At 49.6% G+C, this 12,051-nt stretch carries 10 protein-coding genes; all 10 read left to right on the top strand.

Annotated elements, in window-relative coordinates; genetic code table 11:
* The first annotated feature begins 239 nt into the window (after nt 1–239).
* The 10 genes from HP567_RS28455 to HP567_RS28410 all read left to right on the top strand — a co-directional run bounded on the left by HP567_RS28455 (nt 240) and on the right by HP567_RS28410 (nt 12,047).
* Nucleotides 240–812: a TetR/AcrR family transcriptional regulator gene (locus HP567_RS28455; protein ID WP_088909545.1), complete on the top strand. Its 573-nt coding sequence runs from the start codon at nt 240–242 to the stop codon at nt 810–812.
* A 59-nt stretch (nt 813–871) separates the two neighbouring features.
* Nucleotides 872–2,758 (top strand): alpha/beta fold hydrolase, encoded by a 1,887-nt coding sequence (locus HP567_RS28450; RefSeq protein WP_173611134.1) that lies wholly within the window; start codon nt 872–874, stop codon nt 2,756–2,758.
* A gap of 232 nt (nt 2,759–2,990) precedes the next feature.
* The gene (nikB, locus tag HP567_RS28445) at nt 2,991–3,926 is read left to right on the top strand and encodes a nickel ABC transporter permease (RefSeq protein ID WP_173611135.1); all 936 of its coding nucleotides are present in this window, start codon (nt 2,991–2,993) and stop codon (nt 3,924–3,926) included.
* Between the two features lies 1 nt (nt 3,927).
* Entirely contained in the window at nt 3,928–4,782 is an 855-nt protein-coding gene (locus HP567_RS28440; protein ID WP_173611136.1) for an ABC transporter permease, read from the top strand.
* A gap of 37 nt (nt 4,783–4,819) precedes the next feature.
* Nucleotides 4,820–5,809: an ABC transporter ATP-binding protein gene (locus HP567_RS28435; RefSeq protein WP_173611137.1), complete on the top strand. Its 990-nt coding sequence runs from the start codon at nt 4,820–4,822 to the stop codon at nt 5,807–5,809.
* A complete protein-coding gene (locus HP567_RS28430) occupies nt 5,806–6,768 on the top strand; it encodes an ABC transporter ATP-binding protein (RefSeq protein ID WP_173611211.1) in 963 nt (320 codons plus the stop codon). The genes HP567_RS28435 and HP567_RS28430 overlap by 4 nt, the downstream gene beginning before the upstream one ends.
* A 21-nt stretch (nt 6,769–6,789) precedes the next feature.
* On the top strand, nt 6,790–7,896 hold the full coding sequence (locus tag HP567_RS28425) for an aminopeptidase (RefSeq protein ID WP_173611138.1): 1,107 nt from the start codon (nt 6,790–6,792) through the stop codon (nt 7,894–7,896).
* A gap of 17 nt (nt 7,897–7,913) precedes the next feature.
* Complete coding sequence (locus HP567_RS28420; RefSeq protein WP_173611139.1) at nt 7,914–8,918, top strand: dipeptidase; 1,005 nt, start codon at nt 7,914–7,916, stop codon at nt 8,916–8,918.
* 20 nt (nt 8,919–8,938) lie between these two features.
* Nucleotides 8,939–10,252, top strand: a complete 1,314-nt coding sequence (locus tag HP567_RS28415; RefSeq protein WP_173611140.1) for an HTH domain-containing protein — start codon at nt 8,939–8,941, stop codon at nt 10,250–10,252.
* Between the two features lie 154 nt (nt 10,253–10,406).
* Nucleotides 10,407–12,047, top strand: a complete 1,641-nt coding sequence (locus HP567_RS28410; protein ID WP_173611141.1) for an ABC transporter substrate-binding protein — start codon at nt 10,407–10,409, stop codon at nt 12,045–12,047.
* Nucleotides 12,048–12,051 lie beyond the last annotated feature (4 nt).

The following is a 12,051-nucleotide window of genomic DNA, read 5'->3' as shown; positions in this document are numbered from 1 at the left end:
CGATTGAACCAACAAAGCTGCCTACCCAGTCGGAACTTCAAAAAGGGGACCGCGCTTGTCGAACACTTCTTCTTCGAGAACCTTCCGCCCGTAGGGTGGCTTTGGCTCGACGGTCCCCTTTTTGAAGTGGAGACGGACAGTCAATCTTCCTTGCCGGCGTGTCAGAGTCGAAGAGAACTGCGCTTTTTCTTCTCCTCCACTGATTGACAATCCCTTACTAGTACTATATAGTACTAATTATGAAACGAACCTCAAACCGTGACCATGTTATCGCCACTGCATCCAATTTGTTTTTGCAAAAAGGACTCATGAATACCAGCATGGATGACGTCGTAGCACAGAGCAAAGTCTCCAAGTCCAACATTTACTACCACTTCAAAAGCAAGGAGGAGCTCGTCGTAGCTGTACTCGGCTACAGAATCAACGTCCTGAGAGGAGCACTGGAAGCCATCTTGCAACGGACAGACCTGTCTGTTTCCGCACGAGTAGGGCTGATTTTTACCACCATCGCAGAAGAACTGGAGGGCCGCTCCTGTGTAGGAGGCTGTCCTATCCTTTCCTTGCTGTCGGCACAAATACCAGAGGTCAAAGCGCGAATCAACGAGTTCCTGATCGAATGGCAGAACCTAGCGGAAAAGCTGCTCGTGGAGGGAATCGCCCGTGGAGAATTCAAGGAAAATATCTCGATTCAGCAAACGGCAGTCTTGTTCGTGACCATTATGGAGGGAGCGATGCTCATGGCTGAATCGCAGGGTCATGCACAGGTACTCGTAGGCGCAGGTCAGACACTTCTACACTTGATTCAAGTGTAGGATTTTTTTGAAGTGAATTAGTACTGACTAGTTCTATAAATATAAAGGAGGCAGAAACAATGGCTGTCGTTTTTGTAACAGGTGCGACTGGATTTATCGGCAAGGAGGTAACAAAGCAGCTGGCCCGGTCCGGTCATACCGTACTGGCGCTGGTTCGTTCGCCCGAGAAGTGGGATGAATTGCTGATGCAGATGACACCTACAGAGAGGTCTAATTGCAAGGCCGTGCGGGGTGATTTGCGAAAGGAGGGCTTGGGATTATCAGCGAGCGATTACGAGCAGGTATTGCGCGCAACTATTATCATCCATGCAGGTGCCCCGATGGATATTTCGCTGGATGAAACGGTGGCGAGGGAATTGATTTTACAAGGAGCAAGTCACCTTGCAGCACTAGCGAACGAATTGCATAAACAACAGCGTCTACAAAAGCTGATTCATATCGTTGGCTACATGAGTCCGTTTGACGATGAGAGTGGAAAGCTGGCGACAGATGTTTTTGCGCCAACCGATTTTTATCGAGAGGCAGGGGGCTACGAGAAATACAAGTTTCTGGCAGATCTATACCTCAGACAAGAGGCGTATCAAAAAGGAATGCCGCTGGTCGTGGTAAATCCGTGTACGATCATAGGCCCGCGAAGCACCGGGAACACAGAACAAACAGATGGATTCGGGCTCGTGATCAGCTCCATGCGGCGTGGTAAGATCCCTGTTCTTCCCGGTGGTAAGGAGTGGTGGCTGCCCTTGCTTTCCGTCGACGATTTTGCCCAGGTCATTGTGGGGATTGTAGAGACAAATCACATCGAGCATCAAACGTATTACGCCTTAAATGAGCGGAGTGCCACGCCAGCTTTTTCAGAGCTGATTTCGTTGATGGCTAAAGAATTACGGATGAAGCCACCAACCATTCCTTTCCCGGTATCGGTCTTGAAAAAAATTCTCCATAACGGCGGCAGCCGCTTGCTCGGGGTACCTGCCAATTCGATGGATTTTCTCGTAAAGAAAGACTTCCCGCTCGCTCCCTTTCAGCAAATGAAAGCGAAAAAAAGCATCGATGCATACGACGTAGCGGCGTATCTTCCCAGTGTGATTGCCGATCTCGACTACCGTTTGTCGGTCAAGGATCAGAAAGTACCTCCTTGCTTTCACCGAGAGCAAATCGCAGGCATGGCCGCGTACAAGAAAGAAGGCTCGGGTACTCCGTGGCTGCTCGTGCACGGGCTTTTCAGTGAGATGAGCGATTTACTCCCGCTCGCTGAACAGCTGGGTGAACAGGAAGTATGGTTACTGGATTTGCCCGGATTTGGCAGATCGCCCTATCACCATCACGAAAAACCGCTCGAGGGCTTTATCGAGGCAGTGGCCGAGGCATTGCGACAGCTGCCATCTCCGGTTCATCTTGCAGGACATTCATTTGGCGGGTTTTTGGCATGGGAGGCAGCAAAGCGAGTACCGGAAAAAATCGAGAAGCTATACCTTTTGCAGCCACCCCTGCATGCCCCGAAGTATTCTCGGCTACAGGCGGGATTGGGGAAGAGTCCAGCCCTCCTTCAGCTTTTTTTGCAAAAGCAGTTAACGTCAGCCAAATTGGAAAAAGCAATGCTTGAGCAAGGGGTATTTCAGTCTACGTATGAAATGCCAAAAGGCTATGTAGAAAAGGCAGGGAAGCTCCTGCAATCCCCGCGCATCAGCAAGACGCATACAGACGTTCTGCGCTACTTTATGAACGAATTCCGGCAAATGGCGGTAGCGACACAGCCTCTCCCTTTTCCAGTCAAGATCGTATGGGGGACACAGGATAAAACGTATCAGCTGACAAAAGGAACAGAGGGTGCATTCAGGGGAGCAAATATAGAGATCGAAAGGCTCTCCGTCGCGCATCATTTTCCGCTCAGCCATCCACAGCTAACGGCAAACGTATTGCTACAGATGAGGCACGGCAAGGAATGACGACGGAACGATTCTTCAGAAGGGCATGGTAGAAAGGGACCATGCTCTTTTTGAATGAAGTAAGAAAAAAACGAGTTGAACTTTCTGTAAATTTGGAATAGACTATTTTTAACTAATAACGACACTATAACGACAAGTGTCGTTAGTGGAGAAAGAGGGAGGAGAGCAAAGTGCAGGAACACAACAAGAAGAAGCAAGTTCATACCGTTTCTTACATCTGGGTGAAGACCTCATGAAGCAGTACATCGTGAAGCGCCTATTGTCGGGCATCATTGTCCTGTTTGGACTCTCCGTTTTTACGTTTCTGCTCATTCATCTCATCCCTGGTGACCCTGTGCGGATCATGCTGGGGCAGCGGGCGACTGTCGAACAAATCGAGTCGCTTCGCGGAGAGCTGGGCTTGAACAAACCATTAGTCGTTCAGTATCTCGACTATGCTTCCGGCGTTTTAAAAGGGGATCTCGGTACTTCCCTGAAAACGGGCCGACCTGTCAGCACAGAAATTGCGGATCGTTTTCCCGCGACAGCAAAAATGGCAGTAGCCAGCCTTGTAGTAGCAGTTGTGATCGGTATCGGGTTGGGTGTCCTAGCGGCGAAATACAAGGATACACCCATCGACGGAGCGATTATGACCTTTTCCACCTTTGGGATGTCCATACCCGGCTTTTGGTTGGGTTTACTCGTCATACTTGTATTCTCCGTTCATTTGGGCTGGTTTCCGATAGCGGGAGGGACGGGGCTAAAAGACATGGTTCTTCCAGCGTTTACCTTGGGGACATTGCTGGCGACGGCACTCAGCCGACTCACTCGTGCTGGTATGGTAGAGGTTTTGTCCAATGACTATATCCGAACAGCACGTGCAAAAGGGATGAATGAACGAGTTGTGCTGCTACGGCACGCTTTTCGCAATGTGATGATTCCAATTGTGGCTGTCATTGGTCTAGAACTGGCTGGCTTGCTTGGCGGGGCTGTGATTATCGAGCAGGTTTTTGGCTGGCCGGGAGTGGGGACTTTGGCGATTCAAGCGATTAGCTCGCGGGATTTTCCGATGATTCAAGGAACGACGCTGTTTATCGGAGCTGTGTATGTCCTCGTTGTCATTTTAATTGATGTCCTGTACGCGCTTCTCGATCCCCGCATTGACTATGCCGCGAAGGAGGGGGTGTAGCATGTTCTGGAGCAGACAATGGTCCATGCCTCGTTTGGAATTATGGCAGAAGATCATGCAGCAAAAGAAAGCGAAATACAGCTTCCTAATGATGCTCTGCATTGTTTTGCTGGGAATCATCGGGCCGTGGATTGCTCCGCATGACCCTACGAAAGCGTACTACGAAGCGTTTATGCAAGGCCCGTCGAAAGACTTTTGGCTAGGGACAGATGCGATTGGCCGCGATATTTTATCCCGGATGCTGTACGGAACTAGAGTGACGCTGACCGTAGCTGTGCTGGCGTCTGTCATGACGTTTGTAGCAGGAACGCTGATTGGTGTGACATGTGCTTACCTCGGAGGAATCGTCGACAATCTGATCATGAGAATCATGGATATCATGCTGGCGTTGCCCGGCATTGTACTGGCTCTCGCCATTGTAGCTGTACTCGGACCGAGTCAGGAAAATGCGATGATCGCGATTGGAATATCATCGATTCCGGCCTTTTCGATTCTGATCCGTGGTGCGGCACTCTCGATCAAGCAATCCGGCTATGTGGAAGCAAGCCGCTCCATCGGCAGCTCGAATTGGTGGATCATTACGCGCCAGCTCATTCCGAACATCTCCAATGTGCTGATCGTCTATACGACCATGTTTATAGGTAGTGCGATTTTGGGGACCTCGGCACTGGGCTTTATCGGTTTGGGTGCGCAGCCTCCTACACCGGAGTGGGGAACGATGCTGAATGAAGGGAAAAATTACTTGCGAGAGGCTTGGTGGCTCGCTACTTTTCCCGGTCTTGCGATTACGGCGGTCGTTTTTACGGTGTATCTGCTCGGGGATGCATTGCGCGATATCTTTGATCCCAAAGCATAGTTGACGAGCTTCCGTTCCCGAAAAAGGAGTGAGTAACGTGACAAATATGTTGGAAGTGACAGGATTGACTACCACGTTTTCAAAAAATGAAAAGGTTTTCAAAGTAGTGGACAATCTTTGTTTGCAGGTCAAAAAAGGTGAATCGGTCGGGATCGTCGGAGAATCAGGTTGTGGAAAAAGCGTTGCCTCCCTATCCATGATGCGCTTGCTCAGTAAAAACGGAAGCATTGAAGGCCGTATTCAACTGGACGGAGCCGATCTCTTGCGCTATAGCGAAAAAGAGATGCAGAAGATCAGAGGAAAAGAGATCGCCATGATTTTTCAGGAGCCGATGACTTCATTGAATCCGGTACTGACCATCGGCAAGCAATTGAGCGAAGGGCTGGAAAAGCACGAGGGAATGAACCGAGTCCAATCGAGACAAAGAGTGCTCGAGCTGTTGACGCAGGTAGGCATTTCACGTGCCGATGAAATTTATCACGAGTACCCGCATCGTCTGTCAGGGGGGATGCGGCAGCGTGTGATGATTGCGATGGCGATTGCCTGTCATCCAAAGCTGTTGATAGCGGACGAACCGACGACGGCGCTAGACGTAACGATCCAGGCGCAAATATTGGATGTCATGAAAACAATCCAAAAAGAGTTGGGCATGTCGCTCATCATGATCACGCATGATTTGGGCGTCGTCGCCGAGACATGTGACCGGGTACTGGTGATGTATGCGGGGCAGGTCATTGAAGCGGCTGATGTTCGCACACTGCTGCGTAGCCCCAAGCATCCGTACACCATGGGCTTGATCAAATCAACGCCGCATAATGCCAAAGGTCAGAAGAGATTGCACAGTATCGCGGGAAGTGTGCCGACCCCCGATCGTTATCCGCAGGGATGCCGCTTTGCTCCGCGATGCGAGAAGGTGATGGCTGTCTGTTTAGAAAAAAATCCCCCGTTGCTGGATGTGGATCAACAGTCGGAGTGCCGTTGTTGGCTGTATCGAGAGAACAGGGAAAGTCCGGCGGTGAATGGATGAAGACGCCTCTTTTACAAGTGAAGAACCTGAATAAGAAGTTCCTTGTCCGCAAAGGGTGGTTTCAGCAGCCGAGTTACGTGCATGCCGTCCATGGAGTGAACATAACTGTCAACGCAGGTGAAACGTTGGGGATCGTAGGAGAGTCAGGCTGTGGCAAGTCAACACTGGGCAGATGTATTTTGCGCTTGGTCGAGCCGACAGACGGCGAGATCGTGTTCGAGGGTCAAAATATCCGCGGCTTACAGAAGGCAGACATGCAAAAGCTGCGGCGTGATATGCAAATGGTGTTTCAAAATCCATTTGATACGCTCAATCCAAAGCTGACGATCCAGCACATTTTGTCAGAGCCGTTGATTGCCCATGGTATCCCAAAGCGCGAGCGAGCAGCCATGGTCGAAGAGACGCTAGAGATCGTCGGTTTGAACAATAGTCATTTGTCGCGATACGCACATGAGTTTTCCGGGGGACAAAGGCAAAGAATCGGGATCGCTCGCGCCTTGATGCTCAGGCCAAAGCTCATCATAGCTGACGAGCCTGTGTCTGCTCTCGATGTATCGATCCAATCGCAAATTCTCAATTTGATTCAGGATTTGCAGGAGCAGTTTTCGCTCACGTATCTTTTTATCTCGCATGACTTGAGTGTCGTCGAGCATATCGCCGATCGAGTAGCAGTGATGTACTTGGGAGAAGTGATTGAGCTGGCGAAAAAAGAAGAGCTGTTTCAACGTCCGATGCATCCCTACACACAGTCGCTTCTCTCCGCCATTCCTATCACGGATCCTGACGAGAAAAAAGAGCGGATCATGTTAACAGGAGATCTGCCGTCTCCATCCAATCCACCGAAGGGCTGCAAGTTTCATCCGCGCTGTTGGGCGTGCATGGACGTGTGCAAGACAGAAGCCCCTCTATTAACAGAAGCAGACGGCAGACTGGTTGCGTGTCATCTCTATGAAAAATAAGGGAACAGGAGTGATAGATAGATGTTGGACCCACGCCTTACGAAGCTGGCGAATGTGCTGGTAAATTACTCGACGAATGTGCAGCCGGGAGATAATGTGCTGATCGATGCGATGGAGGTGGACGCTGCTCTGATAAAGGAGCTAATCAAAGCAGTTTCGCGAGCAGGCGGGCATTCTTTTGTGAACCTGCGTGAATCCTCGATTAGTCGTCAGTTATTGCTAGCGGGAACAGAGGAGCATTTCCGTTTAGGGGCAGAGATGGACAAAGAACGAATGGAAAAAATGCAGGCGTGCATCATCATCGAGGGTGGGCTGAACATCAATGAAGTGTCTGATGTCCCTGATGAGCAAATGAAGCTGGCTACATCCTTTTTCAAAGAAGTAAGTATCGTGCGTCTCAAAAAGAAATGGGTCTATCTCCGTTATCCGACGCCTTCCATGGCACAGCTGGCGAATAAGAGTACAGAAGCGTTCGAACAGTTTTACTTCGATGTCTGCACAATGGATTACGCCAAAATGGCAAAAGCCATGCAGCCGCTCAAGGAGCTGATGGAGCGAACTGACCGCGTGAAAATCACGGGACCTGGCACAGAGCTGACCTTCTCCATCAAAGGCATTCCAGCCATTCCGTGTCCGGGGCACTACAACATACCAGACGGTGAAGTATTTACGGCCCCTGTTCGCGATTCGGTGAACGGTGTCCTATCGTTTAACACGCCCTCGCCTTATCAAGGCTTTACCTTTGAAAAAGTACGGCTGGAGTTTGTGGACGGAAAGATCGTTCACGCCACAGCCAATGATACGGAGCGCTTGAACAACATTTTGGATACAGATGAAGGTGCCCGGTACATTGGGGAGTTTGCTTTGGGAGTGCACCCGTTCATTCGGGAGCCCATGCAGGATATTTTATTCGATGAAAAAATCGACGGCAGCTTCCACTTTACCCCGGGACGATGCTATGACGAGGCATCCAATGGCAACAAGTCGAACATCCATTGGGACATGGTCATGATTCAACGCCCGGAGTACGGTGGCGGTGAGATTTGGTTCGATGACCACTTGATTCGCAGAGACGGACGCTTTCTTTTACCGGAGCTTGCACCACTTAACCCGGAAAACCTGAAGTAACTGGAGGAGCATGAGGCATGACACATGGAATCGACGCGCATTTTGACCTTTTGCTGGATGTCGCTATTCAACGCGAGCATGGCAGGCGAAAAGTTATTGAAACGGATTACTTGCCCGATTTCGTGGCGGGCGGGGTGGATACGGTTGTCGCAGCGATTTTTATTGACAACAAATTCCTGCCGGAGATGGGCTTGAGAAAAGCACTGCAACAAATCAGCGCGTTGCACGCAGAGGCAGATGAATCGCCTGATAAAATCATGGTTTGCAAAAGTGTGAGCGATATCGAGACCGCGAAGCGACAGGGGAAAATTGGTTTTGTGCTCTCTCTGGAAGGCGCGGAACCGTTATATAATGATCTGAGTATGCTCCGTGTTTTTTACGAGCTGGGCGTGCGCCTTATGGGTCTCGTGTGGAGCAGGCGGAATTTCGTTGGAGATGGCAGTCATTTTAGTCCGGTACGGGAAGGACGCAAGGGCGGGCTCACCGAGTTCGGCATCCGCGTCGTCGAAGAGGCAGAAGCAATGGGGATCATCATTGATGTCAGCCATCTGAATGACGAAGGGTTCTGGGATCTGATCGAGGTAGCGCGTAAGCCCATCATCGCTTCTCATTCCAATTGCCGGACATTAGCGAGCTCCATGCGCAATCTGACAGATGAGCAAATCAGGGCGATCGCATTCACCAATGGCGTTATTGGCATCAATGGCGTCAATCTGTTCGTAGGGGACACAGACGACCAGGCTGATATTGAGCACATGATCAACCACGTCGATCACATCGTGAAGCTGGTTGGTGTTGAACACGTCGGACTGGGTCTGGACATTATCGAGCCATTTATGAAATACGATTCTCCGGGCGTGTTTATCCAAGCAGGACGCAAAGATTTTGATGTCGTAAAAGGACATACCAAGGTTCTGGAGCTTGTGCGTGCTCTTGCCAAAAGAGGATACAAGGATGAAGCGATTGAGCGTATTTTGGGAAAAAACTTCATCCGCGTGTTCAAGGATGTGTGGAAATCATAGAGAGATGAGGGAGTGGAACATTGACCATTACGATAGCGGTAATCTCTTCGGAAGAATTTTTGCCAAGGATCTTGAAGCATACCCAATCCATCGATTACATTCAACTGACCTCGTATACATACCAGAATCCAAAAGAGAGCGTTGCGTTGCTTGATCAAATCCATGACTGCGACGTGCTGCTTTTTGCTGGCCCACTTCCTTATTTTTTTGCCAAGGAAAAGGTAGAGCAAAAGAAGCTGCCTGCTGTGTACATCCCGATCGATGAATATACCATTTCCCTCTCTTTGTTTCATACCTTGCTGAACGTACCAGGAGGACTGGACCGCATCTCGATAGATTTGCCAAAAGCGGAGTATATTGAGAAGGTCGCTGATGAATTGGGCATTATTTTTACGCCTTGGTATGTAAAAGACTACAGTGAGATTATCGAAGAAGGCGGGACGAAATTTGACGTAGAGGAGATTATTCAGTTCCACAAGGAGCTTTGGGAACAGAAACAGAGTCATTTTGCTTTAACTGGCGTTGATTACGTATATCGTCAATTGCGTGAGATGAACATTCCTTCCGCATCGCTCGTCAGTCCCGATAAAAATATTCGCGATGCCGTCAATCAAGCCATTGCTTATGGTCAATTGAAAATTAGCAAAAACTCGCAAATCGCCGTGGGAATTGCAGCGATCCAGCAAAATGATGGCCCGCCAGTAGAAACACAATGGCAGGATGCGACGATTATTTTGCTGCAAGAGCTGCTGGAGCTAGTCAAAGAGACGGACGCTTCCATTCAAAAATTGGGACTGGATCAATTCATCATCTATGGTACGAGAGGCAGCATCGAGCAAATGATTGAATTCGGGAAGATCATGCAAGTAGTGGGCAATGTCGACCTGCTTGCCAAAGTGACGGTTGCTATCGGGTTTGGTTTTGGCCTAACCGCGAAAGAGGCTGAGGCCAACGCGCGCATTGCGATTTATCATGCCCAGAAAACAAAGGAAAGCAGTGCGTATCTGGTGACGGATGAAAAAGAAGTGATTGGGCCGTTGAACACCGAATCGAAGAGCTTCCAATTAAAAAGCGAGAACAAGGAAGTGCTGGAGATCGCGGAGAAGACTGGCGCAAGTGTCGCTACTATCACGAAAATCATGCAGTATGTCAAGCTTCGCCGCGATAACCGCTTCACCGCTTCCGATTTAGCCGAGTACCTCCAGATCAGTCGCCGCAGCTCAGAAAGAACCTTGAAAAAGCTGATCGAGCATCAGGTCGTAGAGATCGTCGGAGAAGAACAGCCGTATCAGCAAGGACGCCCGCGGGCTGTGTATCGCCTTAATCATCCATGATTCTCCTCATGTAACATCAACCTGTCCCGGATTTCCGTTTGCGAAGGCAATCCGGGCCCCCCCTCATGTAAGAAGCAATCCGACCTAATTAGCGACTATATACCGACGTAAGTAGGCTTCGAATGGAAAAGACTCGAAAAATGGAGGTCGCGACATGCTATCAGAACAGTTAAAGAGCCAAATTCGCATCGTTTTACTCATGGGAGTACTCGTCTTTTCCATCGTTGGCTGTAGCTCTGCTCCCACTCCGGCTACAGATGAGAAGCAAGCAAATCAACCAGCAAAAGTCTCCCAGCCCAAAAAGGGTGGGACGATCACCATGGGCTACCAGATGGAGCCAGATACGCTGGACCCACAAAAGACGTCGTTGCCAGCGGGAAATTTTGTTGGGGGCATGTTGGGGGGAGCTTTGCTGATCCTCGATCCTTTTACGCTGGAGTTGAAGCCGCATCTGGCTGAATCGTATACAATCTCGGACGACGGCAAGACCGTGACGTTCAAGTTGCGTCCTGGCGTGAAGTTCCATGATGGAACACCGCTCACTGCGGAAGTTTTTAAGCAAAGCTATGAACGTGCTCTCGATCCGAAAACAGCCTCGCCGGTTACGGGACCGGATGTATCTTCGATCAAATCTATTTCAGCTCCTGATGACTCCACATTGATCTTTCATTTAGATAAGCCCTCTGCTTCATTACTTTCTAACTTGTCATATGGCGGCTACCAGCAACCCATTTCCATAGAGGCACGGAATAAATACGGAAATGAGCTGGGGCGCAATCCTGTCGGGGTAGGTCCGTGGAAATTCGAGAGCTGGAAAACAGGCGAATCAATCACACTGGTACGAAACGACGAGTATAAGTGGGCAGCTCCTTTTGCTCTGAATCAAGGACCTGTGAGACCCGACAAGTTCGTTCTGAAATTTATTCAAGACGACCAGACCATGATGGCTGCTCTCGACAGTGGGACGATTGATATTGCCACTGTACCCCCGAAAAATGCGAAGAAATACAAGGATCACAAAGATTTTACGGTGTTGGAAGGAATGCAGCCTACAGAGTACTTTATTGGGATGAATTTGGAAAATAAAGCGTTGCAAGATGTCCGCGTGAGAAAGGCACTGAACCTGGCGATCAACAAAGACGCATTGATCATAGCGGATTTGCAAGGAGAGGGGGTGCCTGTCTACGGACCGATCCCGCCAACGATGATCGGATACGATGCGGCAGTAGAGCAGTACGGCTACAAGTACAATGCTGATCAAGCCAGACAACTGCTGGAAGAGGCAGGATGGAAGCCAAACGCGCAAGGGATAAGGGAAAAGAATGGGGAAACGCTCAGCCTGACGATGCTCATCGAAGATTCAAATCCTGGGCATCAGCTGGTGCAAAGCATGTTCAAAGACATTGGCGTCGAATTGCATATCCAAAAGTATGAATCTGCGACAGCTCTTGAACAGGCACTGAAGGGCGAGTTCGATTTGTTCTCAACGAGTCATGGCAGCGTCGATCCAGATATTTTGCACTTGCTACTGCATTCGAGTCAGATCGGGGGCTTAAATTTCTTTCGCCTCAGTGATCAACAGCTCGATAGCCTGCTAAATAAAGGACGAACGACAACAGATCAAGTACTGCGACAGCAGGTTTTTGCGGACATTCAAAAAAGAATCGTGGAACAGGCCTATTGGATTCCGCTCTATTCTGCAAAAACATTCGTGGTCGTCAGTAACCGGATTCAAGGCGTCAAGCCAAATCCATTAGCATCTTTGATTATTCAGGACATGTGGGTGAACGAGTAGGGCA

Source organism: Brevibacillus sp. M2.1A (assembly GCF_013284355.2).
Taxonomy (GTDB): Bacteria; Bacillota; Bacilli; order Brevibacillales; family Brevibacillaceae; genus Brevibacillus.
The sequence above is the reverse complement of the archived record's forward strand: the minus strand, read 5'-3'. Positions and strand labels throughout refer to the sequence as shown.